Raw genomic sequence first — 21,469 nt, 5'->3', positions numbered from 1 at the left:
TCGCTTGGAATGTAAATTTTAGATTTTAAAAATAAAAAAAACGCTAAAGATACTTTAGCGTTTTTTTGTTTTTAGTGACCTCGACAGGATTCAAACCTGTAACCTTCTGAGCCGTAATCAGATGCGCTATTCAGTTGCGCCACGAGGCCTTATTGCGGGTGCAAATATAGGTATTTTTGTGTAACTTGCAAACCTAAATTCAATTAAAAACTCATTTTATGGCACTAGAACCTTTTATTAGAGATATAGCCAACTTTCCTAAGCCGGGAATTATTTTTAAAGATATTACACCACTTTTGGCAAATGCAGCTGCAACTCAAGAATGTTTGCAGTTGTTAATCAGTAGTTTAAAAGATAAAAAAATTGATAAAGTAATAGGGGTAGAGAGTAGAGGGTTCTTTTTTGCAACCTTATTGGCACATCATTTTAATGCGGGTTTTATTCCGGTTAGAAAACCAAAAAAATTGCCATTTGAGACTGTATCGGCTTCATACGAGTTAGAATATGGTACCGATTCGTTGGAAATTCATATAGATGCTATTGAAAAAGGAGACAAAGTTTTAATTCATGATGATGTCTTGGCTACCGGAGGAACTGCAAAAGCGGTTTGTGATTTGGTGGAGCAATTGGGAGGCGAAATAGTACAGGTCAATTTTTTGATGGAATTATCATTCCTTCATGGGAGAGAAAAAATAAAAGGATACGACATTTATGCTGCTATGAATTATTAATTTTTTTCATCCAAAGCTCTACAGGTTATGTAGTATCTCCATGCTAGGATTGCCATTTGCCATTTCTTGACTTTAGATAAATCCATTCTTTTTTTGGTAAAACTCGGTAATAGGATTTTGTTAATTTGAGCTAACAGTCTGTACATGGTTATTTTTTTAGCTAAAATATTAAAATTTGTTGGTTTTAGTCTTTTGTGTTTTAATTCTTTTCCAATCAGATTCATTGCTTAATTTGTACCTTTGCTTAAAATTATAAATATGTTTACACTCGGAACCTATCATACTCTCACCATCAATCGTTCAACTCCGGTTGGATTATTTTTAACCGATGGTCAAAATGATGTATTGTTACCTCTAAAATATGTTCCTAAAAAGTTTGAAATTGGAGAAGAACTCAATGTGTTTGTATATTTAGATCATGAAGAACGTCCTGTTGCTACAACTTTAAAACCCTATATTACACTTAATGATTTTGCTTTTTTAAGAGTAAATTATACCAATCATTTTGGGGCTTTTTTAGATTGGGGATTGGAAAAAGATTTATTTGTTCCATTCAAAGAACAAGCACGGCCTATGGAGCAAGGCAAAAGGTATTTAGTTTACTTGTTTTTGGATGCCAAAACAAATCGATTGGTTGCTTCAAGTAAGTTGAATCAATTTCTAAACCAAAATCCGTTTGAAAACGAAGTCGGAGATGAAGTTCATTTGATTATATCTCACATAACCGATATGGGAATTAATGTAATAATAAACGGTACTCATAAGGGATTGGTATACAAAAATGAAGTGTATACCGATAAAATCAGACCGGGTGATAAACTTTTGGGTTACATTAAATCGATTCGTCCGGATGGAAAAATTGATGTTAGTCTTCGCAAATCCGGATTGGAATCTATAGGTGATGATGCTCAAATTATTTTAAATGAATTGCACTCTAATAAAGGATTTTTGAGGTTGCATGACAACAGTAACCCCGAAGATATTAAAACCGTACTCAAAATGAGTAAAAAAGCTTTCAAAAAAGCGATTGGCACACTTTATAAAAATCAGCAGATTGAAATTAAAGAAGACGGTATTTATCTCAAAAAATAAAATGAAACGCGATCTCAGTAAAGTATATCTCGGGCTGAGTATTTTTACTCTTGTTTTGATGTTTTGGACTCTTTTTTTTCCGATGCATTTAGTACAAATGTGGAATTTAGAGTTTGATTTCTTGTGGATACCTACCGGAATATTGATTTTATTTTTACCTCTATTCGGAATGGCAAAAATTGCCACCAACCGAGAGGATTGGAATATGAATTATTGGATTGGAATTGTACTGAACTTAACAACCATGTTATTTATCTTCAGACATTTGAAAATAGAATGGCTTTAATTTATGGAGTTTCTTCCAGTTCAAAGGGGTAGTCTCCAAATAAGGAAGCCAACTTCATAGCCTTGTACGTTTTTTGGGTGTATTTATTGGCAAGAGCAACAATAACTATAGTGTCATTTTTTAACGTTGTGTATGAGGTTGTATTACCGTGCCACCAACCATTATGATAATGTACTTTTTGTCCCGTTTCCCACTCCCGAATGCGAATACCTAATCCGTAATTTTTTTGTCCTTTTTTTTCATAACTATATCCCTTCAAAGCTTCTTCCCAAAGTGCCGCAGATAGAAAATCGGCAGAATAGGTAGCCAAATCAAATTTTACCAAGTCTCTGGGAGTTGCATATATGTTTTTATCTCCATATATAGCATCAAATTGATCCCATCCGTAATTGACATAATTTGACTTATAGGATTGACAGACCTCCTTTTTTTGATTGGGAAAATCTATAACAAAACTGTCATTCATTTCTAAGGGTTCAAAAACCATTTTTTTCATGGCTTCAGGATATGATAATTCGGTTACACTTTCAATGACTAATGCTAAAATGGCATAATTTGTATTGCAATAATTAAAAGTTGAATTGTTTTTGGATAGGAGAGGAAATTTATGTTTTGACAAATAGGTCAAAACATCTGCATTGGTAAGTAATTTTTTTGAATTCCATCCTTTGATCGTTTCGCCAAATCTGGAATAATGCGGTAAGCCACTTCTGTGATTTAATAAGGTTCTTACCGTTGTTTGAGAATAGGGAAAATTGGGTATATAATGTTGCACTTTTTGATCCAATTCTACTAAACCGGCTTGTGTAAGCTTAAGTACCAAAGTAGCAGTTAACACTTTGGAGATAGAAGCTAGATGAATAGGAGTTGAAGCATCAATCTCTTTTTTGGAATTAAAATCAGCATATCCTTTGTAATCTTCATAAATTACGGTTCCGTTTTTAGCCACAATAAATGAACCGCTAAAATCAGATTGTCCAATGTATTTTTGATAGTATTTTGCAACAGCTTCACTTTTTTCTTGTAAAAAAAGGGCAGAGGGTTTTTGCAATTCAAGTCCTAATGGAATAGTAATGGTATTGGTATCTTTAACTGTTTCTTCTAAAGTTTCAGGTACATGTAGGGCAAGAAGAGGAGCTTCCTCCTTTTTTTGACAGGAAATCGAAAAAAGTACGATAATCAGTACCTGTGCGATTTTAGTGAGTTGCATTAATTGGTATTTAGATGATTTTGGTAAACACAAATCTAAACTTTTTTTGCGGTCACTCCTTTTTAATTATCAAAATATTAGGATTACTTGTCAACAGGTAATTAACAAAGGCGTGCCTGTCTTTAGGAGATATAAAGATATCATCAAAGCCATTGTATTTTATATACAAGCCTTCTTTGTCTAGAGATGCTTTGGTAAAACTTGGTGGTGCCCAACTGTCTACAAACTCAACAGACCGAATGGATTGAATGGCAATTTTACCCCGAATAGGGCCGGTTTTATAGTGTAAATTTTCTGTTCCTAATACATAATTAGTATCAAGTAAAATCCACATACATAAAAGACTTACAGAGGTAAACAACACAAAAGCAATCCAAGTTTCAGGTACTGATAATTTTAAAATCAATACTCCGGAAAGGAAACAAATTCCGGCACTTAAAACAAGCACCCAGCCGGTTAATTGATGTACAGATGATTTAAATTTCATAATTTAAGTTCTAAATTTGAAAGAAGATTTAATACCTGAACTTACGTTTTCTGCTTTTTCAAGAGTTTCTGAAAAAACCAAGATAGAAAAAAGTTTATGTTTTTTGGCAAAATTATATACCACGGCATAATAAGGACCTACTTTACTGACCGAATGTAATGCTGTGAGTTTATCCTGAAAAAGAGTAGATTCTTCTTTTATAACAATTGCAGTTTGTCCCAATTGAGAGGCTAAGTTTTGAATTGAGCCCTCTTTAGAATTTTTCAAAATTTTTAGAGCTACTTCTTCAGAAGCCGAGATGTTTAGTTCGTTAGGATACGTTGAATCCAACATTAAAATTAAACTTCCTTCGTGTAAAACTTGATACATTTTAATTAGAGCAGTTCCTGCTTCTGTAACTACTTGCTCTTCATTTACAGTGGGGGTGCCCGGTAAAGTTAAACTGTATTCGGGAGTGTATATAGATTGTGCGTTTAGATAAAAACCTAAAAATAAAAGAATTACTGCTAGTGTGCTTTTTTTCATGGTGAAAATTTCGGTTTCAAAATCTAAAAGTACTATTTTTACGTGATAAAATAAGAGATTATGTCAAAAATTGAATGGAAAACCGCAAAAGAATTTGAAGATATTACCTATAAAAAATGCAATGGTGTAGCACGTATTGCTTTTAATCGCCCGGAAGTTCGCAATGCTTTTAGACCCAAAACTACAGCCGAGTTGTACCAAGCCTTTTATGATGCACAAGAAGATACGTCTATTGGTGTTGTTCTTCTTTCTGCCGAAGGGCCATCTCCAAAAGATGGGGTTTATTCGTTTTGTAGCGGAGGAGATCAGAGAGCTCGTGGGCATCAAGGTTATGTAGGAGACGACGGTATGCACCGCTTGAATATATTGGAGGTTCAACGTTTAATTCGTTTTATGCCCAAAGCAGTAATTGCAGTAGTTCCAGGTTGGGCTGTGGGTGGAGGTCATAGTTTACATGTCGTTTGCGATTTGACTTTAGCCAGTAAAGAACATGCTATTTTTAAACAAACCGATGCCGATGTTACCAGTTTTGATGGAGGTTACGGATCGGCTTATTTAGCAAAAATGGTGGGTCAAAAAAAGGCCAGAGAGATATTCTTTCTTGGACGTAATTATTCTGCTCAAGAAGCTTTTGAAATGGGAATGGTTAATGCTGTTATTCCTCATGCCGAATTGGAAGATACCGCTTATGAATGGGCACAGGAAATATTGGCAAAATCACCAACTTCTATCAAAATGTTGAAATTTGCCATGAACTTAACAGATGACGGTATGGTAGGACAACAAGTATTTGCCGGAGAAGCTACACGTCTTGCCTACATGACAGACGAGGCTATCGAGGGAAGAAATGCTTTCTTGGAAAAACGAAAACCTAATTTTGAAAAAAAATGGATTCCCTAAACTAAAGATCAAAAAAAGCTATGAATGATTTTTCAAATGCGGTTCGGTTTCCTGAAGGATTACCTCAATTAGAAACGGTACCGTTGACTCCGTTGGAGCGATCCTACTTTAAAGTCGTGTATTTAAGTAATTCATTTATTTCGATAGTGTTACTAGGTATTGCAACTCTGGTGAAGTATTTTAGTAATCTGGATTCATTTTACACCCTACTGTTGTTCTTGGGTATAGGAATTCTTATTTTAGTTCTTTTTGTCTTTTCCTATTTTAGTGTTCGTAATAAAGGGTATGCCTTGCGAGAAAAAGATATTATGTTGCGAAAAGGAGTGCTAGCAAATCATCAAACGGTGATTCCAATAAATCGAATTCAGCATGTTGGAATTCATGAAGGAATTTTATCTAGATTTTTTGGTTTGTGTGAATTGCAAATATTTACAGCCGGTGGTAGTTCTAGTGACATCAGTATACCCGGAATACCAAAATCTACAGCAGAGAAAATTAAATTATTTCTATTGAATCAAATCAGTTTGGAAGAAGATAATGTTGAAGTAAATTCTTCTGACGAATTATTGCCAAACGAAACGGACAATTCTGTTAGTGATGGAAACTAAAGGACATGATTTTTCATTACCACAACGACAATCCATTAAGGGAATTGTTATACTGTTTGCAGACTCCATTCAGGAGTTTGTGAGAGCAATGTGGGCTCCAATTCTTTTACTTTTATACAAATTGGATACTACCAAGTTGGGCATAATGGCATTAATTGTATTGGGAATTACAGTTTTTTTAATAGCCTTAGCCTATTTGCAATACCGAAATTTCACCTTTTATCTCGATATAAAACAAAAGGAGTTTATTATAAACAAAGGAGTTTTTAAGAAAAGTAAAATAACTATTCAACTTTCAAAAATTCAACAAGTTACAATCAACCAGTCTCTCATTCAAAAACTAATTGGAGTTTACAGTTTAGATGTTGATACCGCAGGTAGTTCAAAAAAAGAAGTAAGTTTGAGAGCCATCGATAATGATTTAGCTCTTTATCTCAAAGAAACTTTATTGGCTGTCAAAGATACCACGCCAATTCTTTTGCAGTCGCATTCAAATTCTGAGCATCCCTTCATAAAATTAAAAGGCCTTACTCTTTTGAAAGTTGGACTCACTTCAAATTATGGTAGAAGTATTGCATTGATTATTGGTTTCTTCGCATCAATTTATGGCGGTTTTCAAGATGTTATAGAATCTAAAACGGTAGATGAAGAGTTTGTAAACACATGGATTGATAAAGGGATGGCCTTTTTTTCAATTTCGGTATTTGTTTTTTTAGGACTTATAGTTTTGCTGTTATTTAATTTAATTCGGACAGTTGTTAAATATTTCAATTACACTATAAAATTAGACAAAGGAGCATTGGCTGTTTCACAAGGTTTATTGGCTAAAAAAAATACGTTATTACGTCCTGTAAAAGTTCAGTTAACCTCAATTAGACAAAATTATTTTCAGCAAAAGTTAAGTTTGTTTGATTTAGTCATAAAGCAGGCTACTTCAGCCAATCCGGATCAAAATCCATCTAAGGAGTCTGCAGTTGATGTTCCGGGATGTGATCCTATTGAAAAAGAGACCTTACTGAAAATGATTTTATCAACCCATCCCAATTTTAAGGAAATTTTAAAACCCAACATTCGATTTTTAATTTTTGCTTTCTTGTATGGTGTCTTTATACCGGTATCTGTTTATGTTGGATTTTGGATTTTGGGATTCTCACATTTAGAGAATTACTGGATAGGTGTTGTATTGTATTGTTTACTGGTTAGTATTTTGGTTTATTTTAGATTCAAAAACGCAACTCTTTTTCTTGGAAGAGAGTTTGTTGCGGTGAAACAAAATGCCTGGGATGTAGCTTTAATATATCTCGAAACATATAAAATTCAAGGCGTGACCACAAAACAATACCTTTGGCATAAAAAGTCAGATTTAGTTCATCTTACCCTACATACGGCTGCCGGAGATCTTCATTTTAATTATATTTCATTTTCAAAAATTAAACCTTGGATTGATTTGTGGCTCTATCATGTAGAGCAAACCCAAAAAAATTGGATGTAGCATATAAATTAAATTACCTTTGTAGTTAAATAATTGATTAAATCATGAAACATTGGATTGAAGCCGCACGTTTGAGAACATTACCTTTATCAGTTTCCGGAATACTTGTGGGAAGTTTTTATGCCTTGGCAAAACCTACCGATACGGTTCTGACTCCAACTCAAGTATTCAGTTGGAGAATATTTATTTTGCTTTTACTTACCACAATTGGTCTTCAGGTTTTGTCAAATTTTGCAAACGATTATGGCGATGGAGTAAAAGGTACTGATAATTCGGATAGAATCGGACCCAAAAGAGCTATACAGTCCGGAGTTATTTCACCAAAATCAATGAAATTAGCCATTTTCATAACAGCTTTAGTCACTTTTATCTTTTCAGTTCTTCTCATTTATTTTGCGTTTGAATTCAAGTATTTCTATTATTCTATTTTTTTTCTATTACTTGGAATTGTAGCAATTGCATCAGCTATACGCTACACAGTAGGAAAAAAAGCCTACGGTTATAAGGGCTTTGGAGATTTATTTGTTTTTGTGTTTTTTGGACTCGTTAGTACTTACGGTTCGTATTTTATGTTTTCTAAATATTTGGACTGGACACTTCTACTACCGGCAATTGCAATTGGGTTTTTGAGTGTTGGGGTTTTGAATTTGAATAATATGCGTGATGAAGAATCGGATAGAAAAGCCGGAAAGAATACCATTGTAGTAAAAATAGGAGGAGCAAAGGCAAAACAATACCATTATTTTCTTTTAATAACAGCAATGGTTTTATTATTTATTTTTGGAATTATTCAAGACTTTGCTCTAGATCAATACCTCTATTTGATTGTTTTTTTACCACTAATATCTCATATAATGCGGGTTAAAAGAAATCAGAATCCGGCTGATTTGGATCCGGAGTTGAAACGATTGGCAATCAGTACTTTTTTGGTGTCTCTTTTGTTGTCATTATGCTTGATTTACTTTATTTCTGACGTAATTGTTTAAAAATATATAGCTATGAAAATTACATTTTTAGGTCATGCTTCATTAAGTATTGAAGTGAGTGGAAAACATATTTTGGTGGATCCCTTTATAACGGCAAATCCTCGTGCTGCTCACATCGATGTAAATACATTGAAAGCAGATTATATTTTGCTTACACATGCACACCAAGATCATATTTTAGATGTAGAATCTATTGCTCAAAGAACTCAAGCCGTTATTGTTTCCAATTGGGAAATTGCCACCTATTATGGCAATAAAGGATTTCATACGCACCCCATGAACCATGGCGGAAGTTGGCAATTTGATTTTGGAAAAGTAAAATATGTAAATGCCGTTCATTCCAGTTCATTTCCGGATGGAACATACGGGGGAAATCCCGGAGGTTTTGTTATCGAAAGCGAACATAAAAATATTTACATTTCAGGAGATACAGCTCTAACTATGGATATGAAATTGATTCCACTACGAACCAAACTGGATTTGGCCATTTTTCCTATTGGAGATAATTTTACTATGGATGTAGAAGATGCCATTATTGCGTCAGAGTTTGTTGAATGTGATAAAGTATTGGGAGTTCACTATGATACATTTGGTTACATCGAAATCAATCATGAAGACGCAATTAAGAAGTTCTTTAGTAGTGGGAAAGATTTAATGTTATTAGGAATCGGAGAATTTATTGAACTGTAACCTTTGAAAGCATGCTATCAGAAATACCTACTTGAATTTAAAAAACCTTCGGGTACTTCAAGAGGAGTTTTAACACAAAAGGAAACCTGGTTTATCATTTTAGAAAAAAATGGGAAATGGGGAATAGGAGAGTGTGGTATTTTGAGAACCTTAAGTATTGACGATCGTCCCGATTATGAAGAGAAACTGCAATGGGTTTGTCAAAATATTCATTTGGGAAGGAATCAACTTTGGGAAAGTTTAATGGAATTCCCCTCTATTCAATTTGGTATTGAAATGGCATTTTTGTCCCTCGAAGCTAAAACCCCCTTTGAATTATTTCCCTCACCATTTACCTCCGGTCAAGAAAGGATGAACATAAACGGATTGGTTTGGATGGGTGAGGAAGCGTTTATGAAATCTCAAATAGAAGAAAAATTAGCTCAAGGTTTTCGATGTATAAAAATGAAAATTGGAGCAATAGATTTTGATACAGAATTGGGATTATTGCAATTTATTAGACAACATTTTGATGAGAATGTTATAGAAATCCGAGTGGATGCCAATGGGGCATTCAATTCAAATGAAGCTTTATATAAACTAAATCAATTATCTGGTTATAAAATACATAGCATTGAGCAGCCTATTCCCAAAAATCAACCTGACATGATGGCAGAATTGTGTAAAAGTAGTCCTTTTCCTGTTGCTTTAGATGAAGAGCTTATAGGTGTTTTTTCTAAAGAAGAAAAACGCCTTTTGTTGGAAAAAATCAAGCCACAATACATCATTCTAAAGCCTAGTTTGGTGGGTGGGTTTAGAGGTTCGCAAGAATGGATTTCCCTTGCCGAAGAACTTCAAATTGGATGGTGGATTACATCTGCATTAGAAAGTAATATTGGATTGAATGCCATTGCTCAATGGACATATACCTTGCGAAATCATTTGCCTCAGGGTTTAGGAACCGGAGGCTTGTATACGAACAATTTTGATTCGCCTTTGTTTATTGAAAAAGGTCAAATTGGATACAATCCAAATCTAAAGTGGAATACTGAAGCAATTTCTCTTTAAGTTCTGTTAAGATAGGTGTTAAGTGATTGTAATGCTTGAGCTTTTATTTTTCTTTTCATAAAGGGTGTCCACCCTAAAAGTACACCTTTCCAGCCCAAAGCCATTCGATTCCATTTCCATAAATCAAAAGAGTCATGATGCTCTATTATTTTGCCGTCTTTACATTTAATTTTGGCTCTTATGATGTTTTTAACACGTCTGTTTTCTTTTCCAAAACTATATTCAGCTATCCACGTAACACAAACAATATCATTGTTTTGGATAATATCATCGAAAGTTATACTTAAGTTTCCTTTACTTCGTTTTAAAAGCATTTCCCACATTGCGGATACTTCGGTATAGTTCAATAAACCAAAAACCGGATCTGAAAAAAGGGCCTGCTCGTTATAACAAGCTTTCATAGCTTGACTGTTTCCGTTTTGAAAAGCGGTGTAAAATTGCTTTACTATTTCAATAGCTGAAGGTGTCATTCCAATCAATTGTAGTTAGTGCTGTTATTTGTTTTGCATCATTCATTGTTATACGAAGTTCTTTGATACGGTATTTCTTTTCATAATCACATTTGTATCTAAAAACAGTCAATTGTTCCGTTTCTATTCGGTAAACTTCAATAAGTTTAATGTCATTGAACTTCCCAAACGATTTAATAATATTTTGACAGGTTTCAGAAATACGATCTTTATTAACTTTTTGGATAACTTCTGTAGTAGCTTCTTCTGATGTAAACGGTTTGAAAGTTGAAGTGTTACAGGTCATGAGCACTCTTTTTCCCAATTCATAGGCCCGTTTTTTTAATGTACTATTTGCCTGATTTAAAGTGATAGGTGTATAAGTTGGTTTATTTTCTGGATGGGTTAGGGTGGATTTAGATTTACATCCAATTAAAAATATAAAGATTAGAAATAAGAAGATTTTTTTGATCATGAAAGTTGTAAAATTAAGTTAGGATCCGGACAATTTTTTTGATAAAAAGACAGTTGTTCTTCACTGCAAACTCCGGGATAATCACCCTGAAAATCTTGAATGTCTCGAATGATTTGAAAATGCAAATGTGGTGCATAATCTCCATTTACTTTGGCTTCACCTAAAGTAGCAATTTTTTCTCCTTTTTTAAAAAATTGTCCCATTTTTAGTTCGCTTATACTTTCTAACGAAAGATGTCCGTAAAGCGTATAAAAATGGAAAGAATTTAACGTATGTTTTAAAAGTATAGTTGGTCCATAATCTCCCAATGCGGTGTTGTTCTTAAAACTATGAATTTCTCCATCAAAGGCTGCTAAGATAAGAGTTCCGGCATCTATCCAAAGATCTATACCCAAATGTATAGAACGATTGTTTGAACTGGATTGGGTAAATAAAGAACTTCTTTGGTATAAATTTCTTTTCTCCAAATACCCTCCAAAACCTACTTTTCCTTTTTTTAAAGCAATGTATTTTTTTAGAATTACTTCATAGTCATCGGCAGTTGTGGGATTTTGAAATTGAAATAACTTTGAATTAATAGACAAATCTACCGGAACATAATCCGATTTTGAAAACTGTTTATCAATTACCTGAGTATCTTTTTGTTCTGAGAGCCATTTTTCGAATGAATCCATAATTGTACTAAACTATAAATGAATGGAACTAATAAAAAATTCGTTGCAGAATTCGTATTATATTTTTTCTTGTAACGTTTTTATTTCATCTCGCAGTTTTGCAGCTTCTAAGAAGTTGAGTTCTTTAGCTGCTTTCTCCATTGACTTTCGTAATTCACGTATCTTTTTTTCTATTTCCGATTTTGATAAATACAAACTCTCCGGTTCTGCAGCTTTTAAAATTTTCTCTTCATAATACGAAGTTGAAACCGAATTAGAACTTAGAGCATTGTTTAAGCTTTTATTCAAAGCTTTTGGCTCAATTCCTTTTTGGATATTGTAGGCCATTTGTTTTTCTCTTCTGTAATTGGTCTCATCAATAGTTTTTTGCATGGAAGCTGTAATTTTATCGGCGTACATGATGGCTTTTCCATTTACATTTCGAGCAGCTCGACCAACAGTTTGCGTTAGAGAACGATGACTGCGAAGAAAGCCTTCTTTATCGGCATCTAAAATAGCAACTAAAGAAACTTCCGGTAAATCAAGTCCTTCTCTCAATAAGTTAACTCCAATGAGCACATCAAACAATCCTTTGCGTAAATCTTGCATGATTTCAACTCGTTCTAACGTATCAACATCCGAGTGAATGTAGCGACAGCGAATGGAAACTTTGGTTAAGTACTTGGTTAATTCTTCCGCCATGCGTTTTGTTAATGTTGTAACCAGAACCCGTTCATCGGCTTCACATCGCACTTGGATTTCTTCAATTAAATCGTCTATTTGGTTTAAGCTTGGGCGTATTTCTATGATTGGATCTAATAAACCTGTGGGTCTGATAACTTGTTCAACATAAACCCCTTCACTTTTTTGTAATTCATAATCGGCTGGAGTTGCAGAAACATAGATTACTTGATTTTGTAGACTTTCAAATTCTTCAAATTTTAACGGGCGGTTATCCATGGCTGCCGGAAGACGAAATCCGAATTCTACCAAGTTTTCTTTTCTACTTCGGTCTCCGCCATACATAGCATGAACTTGCGATAGGGTTACATGACTCTCATCAACCACCATCAAGTAGTCATTGGGGAAATAATCTAATAAACAGAACGGACGAGTTCCCGGGAGTCTGCCATCTAGATAACGCGAATAATTTTCAATTCCGGAACAATAGCCTAATTCTCGAATCATTTCTAAGTCAAAATTTGTTCTTTCTTCCAAACGTTTTGCTTCCAAATGTTTTCCGGTTTCCTTAAAATAATCCACTTGCTTAACCAAATCTTGTTGGATTTCCCAAATGGCATTTTGCAACACATCCGGAGATGTTACAAACATATTGGCAGGGTAAATGTTGAGTTTGCTGTAACGCTCCATTACTTGGGCTGTTTTAGCATCAAATGCTTCAATTTCTTCAATTTCATCTCCAAAAAAATGAATTCTAAAGGGTTCATCTGCATAACTTGGAAAAATTTCAACCACGTCTCCTTTAATGCGAAATGTTCCGGGTAAAAATTCGGCTTCGGTTCTCGAATACAAGCTTTGTACCAATCGGTGCAGTAATTGAGTGCGAGAAATGATTTGACCTCTATCAACTGAAATAACATTTTTTTGAAATTCTACCGGGTTTCCAATTCCATACAAACAGGATACGGAAGCCACTACTACTACATCTCTTCTTCCCGAAAGGAGTGCAGATGTGGTACTTAAACGCAGTTTTTCCAGTTCGTCATTAATAGATAAATCTTTTTCTATATAGGTTCCTGTTACCGGAATGTAAGCTTCCGGTTGGTAATAGTCGTAATAAGAGACAAAATATTGTACAGAATTATTAGGAAAAAATTGTTTGAACTCAGAGTACAATTGGGCCGCTAAAGTTTTATTATGAGCAAGAACCAATGTAGGTTTTTCCACTTTTTCAATAACATTGGCTACAGTAAATGTTTTTCCGGAACCGGTAACTCCCAATAAGGTTTGGTATTTTTCACCATTGAAAATTCCATTAGCCAATTTTTCAATAGCTTGGGGTTGATCTCCAGTGGGTTGGTATTCGGATATAACTTGGAATTTCATTTTTGAGTGACTAAGGAGCGGTGTTACAGATTGGCTAAGTTAATCATTTTTGGGATAGAATTAATCCCAGCATTCCATTAAAATCAAATCGCCTTCTTCATGAATAATAGTAACAATTCCATCTTGTGCAACGTGATTGCTACTGCCGGTTCGGTAACCAATGGTAAGTGAATCATTGGCTAAAGGATAAAATAAATTGTGCGAGTGAATACCTTGAACCGCTCCAATTGGGATAAGTGAAATTACCGATTGAGCCGGATACCATTTTTCATACTTTTTGGGAAGTAAAAATATTTTTGAATGATCATCAAACAAGACAATTTTCAAAAGATCTCTGTATTTTACTATAGATGTAATATTGGTTATGGTATGATCGGCTCTTTTTCCCGTAGCCCAAACTACATTTACGGCGGGTACTTTTCGTTCAATTAGATAATCAAATGCTTTTTCTAAATCGGTTTTGTTCTGATCTGGTGTGTGTATGATTTCAAGAGGATATTGAATTTCTTTGTAATACTGAGTGTCAAAATCTCTGTCAAAATCCCCTAGTAAAACATCTACTTTAATGCCCAACTCCATCACACGACTTATAGCTGAATCCAAAACAATGACTATAGGCGACCATTCCAGTAATTGACCCAAGAGTTCTTCACTGCATGAAGCTCCATTAGCAATTATTAAAGCGGGTTCTTGGTCGTCTTTGACAATGTGGTGTGATGACATTTATTTTAATCGAATTAACCGTTATTTTGAAAAAATTATTCAATGATGTATTCTTTTACTTCGGTTTCTCCCAACCTAAAGTAACCTAATGCAAAGTTACTGAAGTTCGTTTGATTGACTATGTTTCCTCTTACCGTTGATGTTGGAGTGCTAAAAGGTCCCGCACTCGTCGTTCCGGCTTGAGCCAATAGAATGTTCATGTAATTGAAATATTGTTGTGAAACACCACTCATGGTAAAAGTTACTGTATCAGTTGGTTTAAATTTATCACTAAAGTACAATCCAAACATTTCATTATTTTGAAAAAATCGGTCTTCTAAGACGCCGTATTCGGGGATGACTTTATACGGATCAAATATGCCTAAAAAGTAAAAATTGGTTTCATTGGGAATGTCATTGAAAAAGAATTTCAGTTCGATGTCTTCACCTAAAACGCCTGCATCATTGCGTTGTTCAACTCGAGTTACGGCTGGAGTTGCTAAGAGTTTTTCAGTGGATGTGTAAATTTCGCCTTGGTATACTATGGTAAGAGTATATGTTTCACCTACCACCGGTACAAAATTAGAGCAAATGTACAATCCGGGTTGGTCAATTTCACTGAAAGTAAAAATTGTTCCCGAGCTATTGGAAATCCGAACTTCGGCATCGGTTACCGGAGGGATTTCAGTATCAAAATAGCCGGTTGTGGTAGAAAGTCGAATTGCTTGTATATTTCCTGGGGTGTCTTTAATCCAATTGATTGAGGCCTCAACAACCAATCGTGGTTCGGCAGTTTTAAGATTTACATCGATAACTTCTTCACAACTTGTAAAAATTCCAAGGCTTATTATGGCCAAGAGATATAGTAATTTTTTCATAGTTTAAAATTTAAAGTTATAGGTTACACTTGGTACAATTCCAAAAATAGAGAGTCGAATGGCTTCATTTCTTGCGGTTTCATCATTTTGTCTAAAAGTGATAGAGGCTGCATTTTGACGATTGTAAAGGTTGTAAATCCCAAAAACCCATTCTGCTTGCCAGGTACGATTTTTATTTTTAGTTGGAGTTAGCGTAGCTGAAACGTCCAATCTATGATAGGTGGGGAGTCTGCTGTCATTTCTACTCGTATAATTGGGAATTGTAATACCTAAATATTCGTATTGTCCGTTGGGAAATGTCACGGGTTGTCCGGTTTGCAGTGAAAAATTGGCACCAAAACGCCATTTTTCATTCAATTTGTAGTTTCCTACACATGATAAATCATGAAGTTTATCAAATCCGGTTTTATACCAATCTCCATTATTAATACCGGTTTCCTCTGGAGTTCTTCCTGCAACTTGTTGTTCGGTTCGAGCTAAGGTATAGGCCAACCATCCGTTGAAACGACCTTCATTTTTACGGAACAAAATTTCCAGACCATAAGCTCTACCACGACCGTTTAAGACTACGCGTTCTATGGCTTCGTTGGCTATTAAATTGGCTCCATCAATGTAATCTACCCGATCTTGTATTTTTTTGTAATAGGTTTCTACCTCTAATGAATAAGCATCCTCCTTAAAATTTTGAAAATATCCCAGAGCGAATTGATCCAGTATTTGGGGTTTTAAAAAGGAGTCGCTGGGAGCCCAAACATCCAATGGAGTGGGGGATTGAGTGTTTGATATCAAATGCAAATACTGACTCATGCGATTGTAACTGGCCTTTATCGATTGGCGGTCGTTTAAAGCATAGGAAATTCCCAATCGGGGTTCCCAGTTGTCAAATTGTGCAATGGTTTTGTTTCTACCATAATATTTTGTCCCTATGGGTTCTGCACTTTCATAGATTTGAAAAGTTGGATTGAAAATTACGGCTTGATTGTTTTCATAAACGTTTAGAGTTTGTTCCCCTAATCGTAAAAAATTACTGTAGCGAAGTCCGTAGGATACAGCTATTTTATCTGAAATTTGATGTTCTGCATCCCAATACAAAGCCGATTCAAAGGCATATTTTCGATCCAATTGATCGGGATTGATTCCGGAATCGGGGCGGCTGGGTTCAATTTTACCGGGATTGAAAGTGTAATATATCGCATTGGCTCCGTAGGTAAGTTTTAATTTATCATTAACATAATGTTTAAAATCGTATCTGAAATTGTAGTTTTTAATCCCACTATTCCATTCAAATCCAATAAAGTCGAGTTCTAAACCATAATAATAATCCGAGTATATCAATGACATATTACTGAATAGTTTGTCGGAAAACAGATGATTCCAACGCAAATTTAAAACAGCATTACCATAAGTGTTCACAAAAGTATTGTTGAGTGTAAATACATCTCTTCCAAAATAACCGGAGAAGTAAATGTTATTGTTATCGTTGATTTTATAACTCAATTTGGTATTTAAATCATAAAAATAAGCCGAATTGTTATTGTCTGTCAGTTTTAAAAACAAATGGGCATAGGTTCCTCTTCCTGCGACAAGAAATGAACCTCTACTTTTTTGAAGTGGTCCTTCTGCTAGTAATCTGCTTGAAATGAGTCCGATGCCTCCATTCATGTGGAATTCGTTACTGTTTCCTTCCTTTTGATAAATATCCAAAACCGAAGACAATCTCCCACCATAACGAGCCGGGATACCCCCTTTGTAAAGTTTTAAATCTTTAATGGCGTCGGGATTAAACACAGAAAAAAGACCAAATAAATGCGAAGAGTTATAAATAGTTGCCTCGTCTAAAAGGATTAAATTTTGATCGGCACCACCACCTCGAACATTAAAACCCGATTGCCCTTCACCGGCACTGGTTACACCCGGCAAAGTGAGTAACGATTTTACAATATCTACTTCTCCTAGCAATACTGGCATCTCTTTGACTTCTTGGATAGAAAGTTTATTTACACTCATTTCGGGCTTTTTAATTTCAGATTTTAATTTGCGTTCCGAAACGATAACCTCTTTCAACTGTTGAGTGGTTTCTGATAAACTGAAGTTTTTTCGAATATTTTTGTCTAATATTACAGATTCTGTAAGGGTTTCATACCCCAGAAAACTTATTTCAATTTGGTAAGTTCCTTTTGGTAGTGACAAAGAAAAAAATCCGTACTCATTGGTTGTGGCACCTGTTTTCAGATCGGTTACAAAGATAGTAACACCATACAGCGATTCATTACTACGCTTGTCTGTTACGGTACCACTTAAAGTAAATTTTTCTTGAGCCACACCATTTGATAAACAAATGAAAAGAAGGATAAATTGAAATGCTATTTTGTTTAACGACATAAGCAAATTTTTTAACAAAATTGATGATTTTTTTTCAGAAATTTTATACACCATTTGTTAAAGTACGGTTAATAAAAAAAGACAACCGGTTAAGATTGTCTTTGTTATTAGGAGAAAATATATTTTTAATTCAACTTCGCCAAAATAGCATTAAATGTTGCACTCGGACGCATTGCTTTTTCCAACAATGTAAAATCAGGTTTGTAATACCCACCAATTTCTTGTTTTTTACCTTGCGAACCTATCAATTCTCCATTGATTTGGGCTTCGTTTTGGGTTAATTCTTTAGCAATAGGAGTAAAAAGTGCTTGTAGTTCTGCATCTTTATTTTGTTCTGCTAAAGCTTGAGCCCAATACAGTGCCAAATAAAAATGCGAACCTCTGTTGTCAATCTGACCTACTTTTCGAGCAGGAGATTTATCGTTTTCTAAGAATTTTTCAGTGGCCGTATCTAAGGTTTCAGATAAAACCAAAGCTTTGGCATTATTCAATGTTTGACCTAAATGTTCTAACGAAACCCCAAGAGCTAAAAATTCACCCAATGAATCCCATCGCAAATACCCTTCTTCGATAAATTGTTCCACATGTTTGGGAGCTGAACCACCGGCACCGGTTTCAAACAATCCACCACCATTCATTAAAGGTACGATTGACAACATTTTGGCCGATGTTCCTAATTCTAAAATAGGGAATAAATCGGTTAAGTAATCACGCAACACGTTTCCGGTTACAGAGATCGTATCTAAACCTTTAATGATTCTTTCTAAGGTGAATGTAGTGGCGTCAACCGGATTTAAAATACGAATATCCAATCCGTTTGTATCGTGGTTTTTTAAATATAAATTTACTTTTTCTATGATTTGTCTATCGTGAGCTCTATTTTCATCCAACCAAAAAACAGCTGGTGTGTTTGATAATCTGGCACGGTTTACGGCTAATTTTACCCAATCTTGAATAGGAGCATCTTTTACTTGACACATTCTGAAAATATCTCCTTTTTCAACATTTTGTTGCATTAAAATAGTCTCATTGGCATCTATAACTTTCACCACACCTTCTTGATCCATTTGGAAAGTTTTGTCGTGCGAACCATATTCTTCCGCAGCTTGAGCCATTAAACCAACGTTAGGAACACTTCCCATAGTTTTGGGGTCAAATGCTCCGTGTTTTTTACAAAAATCAATCGTAGCGGTATAAACTCCAGCATAACATCTGTCTGGGATTATCGCTTTGGTATCTTGTTGTTTGCCTTCCGCATTCCACATTTGACCGGAAGTTCTAATCATAGCTGGCATCGAAGCATCTACAATTACATCCGATGGGACATGAAGGTTGGTAATTCCTTTATCTGAATTTACCATCGCAATCGCTGGTCCTTTTGCCATGGCTTCGCTTAAGGCAGCTTCTACTTCAGCTTGTTTAGGATGACCGGCAATTTTGGCATATACATCACCTAATCCGTTTTTGGTATTCACACCTAATTCGTTGAACAAATTGGCATACTTTTCAAATACATCAGCAAAGAAAACATCTACAATGGCACCAAAAATGATGGGGTCGGAAACCTTCATCATAGTTGCTTTTAGATGTACAGAAAACAATACGTTTTTTGCTTTTGCATCTTCAATTTCGTTAGCAATGAATTGTTTTAATGATTTTAAATTCATTACCGAACTATCTATAATTTCACCTGCTTTTAAAGGGGTTGTGTCTTTTAAAACTTTTGTTGTACCGTCTTTGGCTTCAAAAACAATTTTAAACGTTGTAGCTTCCGGAATGGCAACCGATTGTTCACTACCATAAAAATCGCCACCGTTCATATGAGCTACATGCGTTTTAGAATCACTTGACCAGGCACCCATGCTATGCGGATTGTTTTTAGCATAATTTTTCACCGCTTTTGGTGCACGACGATCGGAGTTTCCTTCGCGTAAAACCGGATTTACAGCCGAACCCAACACTTTAGCAAATTTAGCTTTGATAGTTTTTTCTTCTTCAGTTTGTGGATTTTCTACAAAATTTGGAATGGCATAGCCTAACTTTTGTAATTCTGCAATCGCTTCTTTTAATTGAGGAACAGATGCTGAAATATTGGGTAACTTTATGATGTTGGCTTCTGGTGTTGTGGCTAGTTGACCTAGCTCTGCTAAATCATTATTTATGCGTTGACTTTCAGTTAGGTATTCCGAAAAATTTGCAATGATTCTTCCGGCTAATGAAATATCTCGGGTTTCAACTTCAATTTGTGCCGGAGAGGTAAAAGCTTTTACAATAGGGAGAAGGGAGTGAGTGGCAAGCATAGGTGCTTCATCCGTAATTGTATAAATAATTTTGGATTTTGACATGATATAAAGTTTGTTTGTTTTTGTGTAATTAAGGATTGCAAAGTTATGAAAATCAAAGCAATTTAGCCTAATTAGTGTTCACGAAAACGATTGAATTGAGAATATGGCAATTCAACCGAGTTAAATTGTAAATTCCATAAAAAAGATGTCAATTTTTGAAAAATACGCAATTTGTAAGAATGTAAAATAAAAAAAATCCCGTTTTGTGTTTCAAAACGGGATTTAAGTATGATTCGAGAAAAATTATCTTCTTTTCTCTTTAATTTTTGCTTTTTTACCGGTAAGGTCTCTAAAGTAGAAAATACGAGCTCTTCTAACTTTACCTCTTTGGTTCACTTCAATTTTTTGTAAAGCCGGCATGTTAATAGGGAAAATTCTTTCTACCCCAACAGCTCCTGACATTTTACGGATTGTGAAAGTTTCAGTAACTCCGGTTCCTCTTCTTTGGATTACTACTCCTTTGAAAAACTGAGTTCTGGTTTTTTCACCCTCTTTAATTTCGTAATACACAGTAATAGTATCACCTGCTCCAAATTCTGGAAAATCTTTTTTTGTTACAAATTCGTCTTGTACGAATTTCATTAAATCTGCCATAACATTTAAGTTAAAATAGTGAGTATCAGAGCAACATTCACGGTTTTCGTCAGAGGTTGGTCCAAATGTGGGTGCAAATTTACAATTTATTTTCAATCTGCAATTAAAAGGACACTTTTTTTTAATTTGATTTATTCTTCCAACAAATCCGGTCGTCTATTCTTCGTGTGTTCATAGGCTTGGTTTTCCCGCCATTTATCTATTTCGGCAAAATTGCCACTTAATAAAACGTCAGGCACTTTCCAACCTTTGTACTCGGCCGGACGAGTATAAATGGGTCCCGACAATAAATTATCCTGAAAACTGTCGGTCAATGCCGAGGTTTCATTACTTAAAACTCCGGGAATCAATCGAATGATGGCATCACTTAAGACGGCAGCACCCAATTCGCCTCCGGAAAGCACAAAGTCGCCAATCGAAATTTCTTTCGTAATAAAATGATCCCGAACCCGTTGGTCTACTCCTTTATAATGTCCGCAAAGAATAATGATATTTTTTAATAGCGACATCGAATTTGCCATTTTCTGATTCAAGGTTTCCCCATCGGGAGTCATGTAAATCACTTCATCATAATGGCGTTCACTTTTGAGTTGGCTTATACAATCGTCTATGGGCTGAATGGTCATAACCATTCCGGCACCACCGCCAAATTGATAATCGTCCACACTTTTTTGTTTATTGGTGGAATAATCACGCAAATTGTGCAAATGGACTTCCACCAAACCTTTGTCTATGGCTCGCTTCAATATTGAGGCTTCAAACGGACTTCGCAATAATTCAGGTAAAACGGTGATGATATCAATTCGCATAGGTCTTATTTTGGGACAAAAATACTTATTTTTAGGAGCTATTCCGGCTGTTTACTACAAG

General features: G+C 35.0%; 23 protein-coding genes and 1 tRNA gene. 9 read left to right on the top strand and 15 right to left on the bottom strand.

All coding sequences use genetic code 11. From position 1 onward, the window contains the following. Positions 1–75 precede the first annotated feature (75 nt). Positions 76–149, bottom strand: a tRNA-Arg gene (locus V7M80_RS09065). A 69-nt stretch (positions 150–218) separates the two neighbouring features. Between V7M80_RS09065 and V7M80_RS09060 the strand changes: the two genes are divergently transcribed. Further along, the gene (locus tag V7M80_RS09060) at positions 219–731 is read left to right on the top strand and encodes an adenine phosphoribosyltransferase (protein ID WP_333695565.1); all 513 of its coding nucleotides are present in this window, start codon (positions 219–221) and stop codon (positions 729–731) included. On the opposite strand, the gene V7M80_RS09055 is transcribed toward V7M80_RS09060, so the two are convergent. Beyond that, entirely contained in the window at positions 728–877 is a 150-nt protein-coding gene (locus V7M80_RS09055) for an SsrA-binding protein (protein ID WP_333695564.1), read from the bottom strand. The two genes, V7M80_RS09060 and V7M80_RS09055, sit on opposite strands and share 4 nt — an antisense overlap. 112 nt (positions 878–989) lie before the next feature. Between V7M80_RS09055 and V7M80_RS09050 the strand changes: the two genes are divergently transcribed. Together V7M80_RS09050 and V7M80_RS09045 are read left to right on the top strand one after the other, a co-directional pair. Continuing rightward, a complete protein-coding gene (locus V7M80_RS09050) occupies positions 990–1,823 on the top strand; it encodes a CvfB family protein (RefSeq protein WP_333695563.1) in 834 nt (277 codons plus the stop codon). Between the two features lies 1 nt (position 1,824). After that, a complete protein-coding gene (locus V7M80_RS09045; protein ID WP_333695562.1) occupies positions 1,825–2,109 on the top strand; it encodes a hypothetical protein in 285 nt (94 codons plus the stop codon). Position 2,110: 1 nt separating this feature from the next. Here V7M80_RS09045 and V7M80_RS09040 read toward each other — a convergent pair whose 3' ends face one another. Genes V7M80_RS09040 through V7M80_RS09030 form a run of 3 tightly spaced genes read right to left on the bottom strand, consistent with a single transcriptional unit; the run spans position 2,111 to position 4,331 of the window. Then, a complete protein-coding gene (locus V7M80_RS09040; protein ID WP_333695561.1) occupies positions 2,111–3,319 on the bottom strand; it encodes a serine hydrolase domain-containing protein in 1,209 nt (402 codons plus the stop codon). Between the two features lie 52 nt (positions 3,320–3,371). Beyond that, entirely contained in the window at positions 3,372–3,806 is a 435-nt protein-coding gene (locus tag V7M80_RS09035) for a PH domain-containing protein (protein ID WP_333695560.1), read from the bottom strand. 3 nt (positions 3,807–3,809) lie between these two features. Next, a complete protein-coding gene (locus tag V7M80_RS09030; protein WP_333695559.1) occupies positions 3,810–4,331 on the bottom strand; it encodes a hypothetical protein in 522 nt (173 codons plus the stop codon). Between the two features lie 60 nt (positions 4,332–4,391). Here V7M80_RS09030 and V7M80_RS09025 point away from each other — a divergent pair, with 60 nt between their 5' ends. Genes V7M80_RS09025 through V7M80_RS09000 form a run of 6 tightly spaced genes read left to right on the top strand, consistent with a single transcriptional unit; the run spans position 4,392 to position 10,054 of the window. Further along, the gene (locus V7M80_RS09025; protein WP_333695558.1) at positions 4,392–5,231 is read left to right on the top strand and encodes a 1,4-dihydroxy-2-naphthoyl-CoA synthase; all 840 of its coding nucleotides are present in this window, start codon (positions 4,392–4,394) and stop codon (positions 5,229–5,231) included. 20 nt (positions 5,232–5,251) lie between these two features. Then, entirely contained in the window at positions 5,252–5,839 is a 588-nt protein-coding gene (locus V7M80_RS09020; protein ID WP_333695557.1) for a PH domain-containing protein, read from the top strand. Then, positions 5,829–7,331, top strand: coding sequence for a PH domain-containing protein (locus V7M80_RS09015; protein ID WP_333695556.1), 1,503 nt, complete (start codon positions 5,829–5,831; stop codon positions 7,329–7,331). The genes V7M80_RS09020 and V7M80_RS09015 overlap by 11 nt, the downstream gene beginning before the upstream one ends. Before the next feature lie 44 nt (positions 7,332–7,375). Continuing rightward, positions 7,376–8,317: a 1,4-dihydroxy-2-naphthoate octaprenyltransferase gene (menA, locus tag V7M80_RS09010; RefSeq protein WP_333695555.1), complete on the top strand. Its 942-nt coding sequence runs from the start codon at positions 7,376–7,378 to the stop codon at positions 8,315–8,317. Positions 8,318–8,329: 12 nt separating this feature from the next. Then, positions 8,330–9,007 carry a metal-dependent hydrolase gene (locus V7M80_RS09005; RefSeq protein WP_333695554.1) on the top strand — a complete coding sequence of 226 codons (678 nt, stop codon included), beginning with the start codon at positions 8,330–8,332 and terminating at the stop codon, positions 9,005–9,007. 3 nt (positions 9,008–9,010) lie between these two features. Further along, positions 9,011–10,054: an o-succinylbenzoate synthase gene (locus V7M80_RS09000; RefSeq protein ID WP_333695553.1), complete on the top strand. Its 1,044-nt coding sequence runs from the start codon at positions 9,011–9,013 to the stop codon at positions 10,052–10,054. Here the strand turns inward: V7M80_RS09000 and V7M80_RS08995 are convergent. From V7M80_RS08995 to trmD, 10 genes are all read right to left on the bottom strand, one after another. Continuing rightward, positions 10,051–10,524: a nuclear transport factor 2 family protein gene (locus V7M80_RS08995; RefSeq protein ID WP_333695552.1), complete on the bottom strand. Its 474-nt coding sequence runs from the start codon at positions 10,522–10,524 to the stop codon at positions 10,051–10,053. The genes V7M80_RS09000 and V7M80_RS08995 overlap by 4 nt on opposite strands. Beyond that, positions 10,505–10,978, bottom strand: a complete 474-nt coding sequence (locus V7M80_RS08990; protein WP_333695551.1) for a hypothetical protein — start codon at positions 10,976–10,978, stop codon at positions 10,505–10,507. The genes V7M80_RS08995 and V7M80_RS08990 overlap by 20 nt, the downstream gene beginning before the upstream one ends. Then, the gene (locus V7M80_RS08985; protein WP_333695550.1) at positions 10,975–11,652 is read right to left on the bottom strand and encodes a peptidoglycan DD-metalloendopeptidase family protein; all 678 of its coding nucleotides are present in this window, start codon (positions 11,650–11,652) and stop codon (positions 10,975–10,977) included. Before V7M80_RS08985 ends, V7M80_RS08990 begins: the two co-directional genes overlap by 4 nt. Positions 11,653–11,709: 57 nt before the next feature. Continuing rightward, positions 11,710–13,698, bottom strand: coding sequence for an excinuclease ABC subunit UvrB (uvrB, locus tag V7M80_RS08980; protein ID WP_333695549.1), 1,989 nt, complete (start codon positions 13,696–13,698; stop codon positions 11,710–11,712). Between the two features lie 60 nt (positions 13,699–13,758). Then, positions 13,759–14,421, bottom strand: coding sequence for a thiamine diphosphokinase (locus tag V7M80_RS08975; protein WP_333695548.1), 663 nt, complete (start codon positions 14,419–14,421; stop codon positions 13,759–13,761). A 35-nt stretch (positions 14,422–14,456) separates the two neighbouring features. Beyond that, entirely contained in the window at positions 14,457–15,278 is an 822-nt protein-coding gene (locus V7M80_RS08970) for a DUF4249 domain-containing protein (protein ID WP_333695547.1), read from the bottom strand. 3 nt (positions 15,279–15,281) lie between these two features. Next, the gene (locus tag V7M80_RS08965) at positions 15,282–17,660 is read right to left on the bottom strand and encodes a TonB-dependent receptor (protein WP_333695546.1); all 2,379 of its coding nucleotides are present in this window, start codon (positions 17,658–17,660) and stop codon (positions 15,282–15,284) included. Between the two features lie 125 nt (positions 17,661–17,785). After that, positions 17,786–20,008: an NADP-dependent isocitrate dehydrogenase gene (locus tag V7M80_RS08960; protein WP_333695572.1), complete on the bottom strand. Its 2,223-nt coding sequence runs from the start codon at positions 20,006–20,008 to the stop codon at positions 17,786–17,788. A 240-nt stretch (positions 20,009–20,248) separates the two neighbouring features. Beyond that, a complete protein-coding gene (gene rplS / locus V7M80_RS08955) occupies positions 20,249–20,599 on the bottom strand; it encodes a 50S ribosomal protein L19 (protein ID WP_333695545.1) in 351 nt (116 codons plus the stop codon). Between the two features lie 131 nt (positions 20,600–20,730). Continuing rightward, positions 20,731–21,408: a tRNA (guanosine(37)-N1)-methyltransferase TrmD gene (trmD, locus tag V7M80_RS08950; protein WP_333695544.1), complete on the bottom strand. Its 678-nt coding sequence runs from the start codon at positions 21,406–21,408 to the stop codon at positions 20,731–20,733. Between the last annotated feature and the right edge of the window lie 61 nt (positions 21,409–21,469).

It is taken from the genome of Flavobacterium sp. (assembly GCF_036759525.1).
Lineage (GTDB): Bacteria > Bacteroidota > Bacteroidia > Flavobacteriales > Flavobacteriaceae > Flavobacterium.
This window is presented reverse-complemented; position numbering and strand designations above follow the sequence as displayed.

Bases quoted from the DNA above. Each gene is read 5' to 3' on its own strand.
- V7M80_RS09020 (WP_333695557.1), top strand. From the start codon at position 5,252: ATGAATGATTTTTCAAATGCGGTTCGGTTTCCTGAAGGATTACCTCAA.
- trmD (WP_333695544.1), bottom strand. From the start codon at position 21,408: ATGCGAATTGATATCATCACCGTTTTACCTGAATTATTGCGAAGTCCG.
- V7M80_RS08970 (WP_333695547.1), bottom strand. From the start codon at position 15,278: ATGAAAAAATTACTATATCTCTTGGCCATAATAAGCCTTGGAATTTTT.
- V7M80_RS09045 (WP_333695562.1), top strand. From the start codon at position 1,825: ATGAAACGCGATCTCAGTAAAGTATATCTCGGGCTGAGTATTTTTACT.
- V7M80_RS09030 (WP_333695559.1), bottom strand. From the start codon at position 4,331: ATGAAAAAAAGCACACTAGCAGTAATTCTTTTATTTTTAGGTTTTTAT.
- V7M80_RS08990 (WP_333695551.1), bottom strand. From the start codon at position 10,978: ATGATCAAAAAAATCTTCTTATTTCTAATCTTTATATTTTTAATTGGA.
- V7M80_RS09015 (WP_333695556.1), top strand. From the start codon at position 5,829: ATGGAAACTAAAGGACATGATTTTTCATTACCACAACGACAATCCATT.
- V7M80_RS08975 (WP_333695548.1), bottom strand. From the start codon at position 14,421: ATGTCATCACACCACATTGTCAAAGACGACCAAGAACCCGCTTTAATA.
- V7M80_RS09060 (WP_333695565.1), top strand. From the start codon at position 219: ATGGCACTAGAACCTTTTATTAGAGATATAGCCAACTTTCCTAAGCCG.
- V7M80_RS09005 (WP_333695554.1), top strand. From the start codon at position 8,330: ATGAAAATTACATTTTTAGGTCATGCTTCATTAAGTATTGAAGTGAGT.
- V7M80_RS09050 (WP_333695563.1), top strand. From the start codon at position 990: ATGTTTACACTCGGAACCTATCATACTCTCACCATCAATCGTTCAACT.
- rplS (WP_333695545.1), bottom strand. From the start codon at position 20,599: ATGGCAGATTTAATGAAATTCGTACAAGACGAATTTGTAACAAAAAAA.
- menA (WP_333695555.1), top strand. From the start codon at position 7,376: ATGAAACATTGGATTGAAGCCGCACGTTTGAGAACATTACCTTTATCA.
- V7M80_RS09025 (WP_333695558.1), top strand. From the start codon at position 4,392: ATGTCAAAAATTGAATGGAAAACCGCAAAAGAATTTGAAGATATTACC.
- V7M80_RS09055 (WP_333695564.1), bottom strand. From the start codon at position 877: ATGTACAGACTGTTAGCTCAAATTAACAAAATCCTATTACCGAGTTTT.
- uvrB (WP_333695549.1), bottom strand. From the start codon at position 13,698: ATGAAATTCCAAGTTATATCCGAATACCAACCCACTGGAGATCAACCC.
- V7M80_RS08985 (WP_333695550.1), bottom strand. From the start codon at position 11,652: ATGGATTCATTCGAAAAATGGCTCTCAGAACAAAAAGATACTCAGGTA.
- V7M80_RS08995 (WP_333695552.1), bottom strand. From the start codon at position 10,524: ATGACACCTTCAGCTATTGAAATAGTAAAGCAATTTTACACCGCTTTT.
- V7M80_RS09040 (WP_333695561.1), bottom strand. From the start codon at position 3,319: ATGCAACTCACTAAAATCGCACAGGTACTGATTATCGTACTTTTTTCG.
- V7M80_RS08965 (WP_333695546.1), bottom strand. From the start codon at position 17,660: ATGTCGTTAAACAAAATAGCATTTCAATTTATCCTTCTTTTCATTTGT.
- V7M80_RS09035 (WP_333695560.1), bottom strand. From the start codon at position 3,806: ATGAAATTTAAATCATCTGTACATCAATTAACCGGCTGGGTGCTTGTT.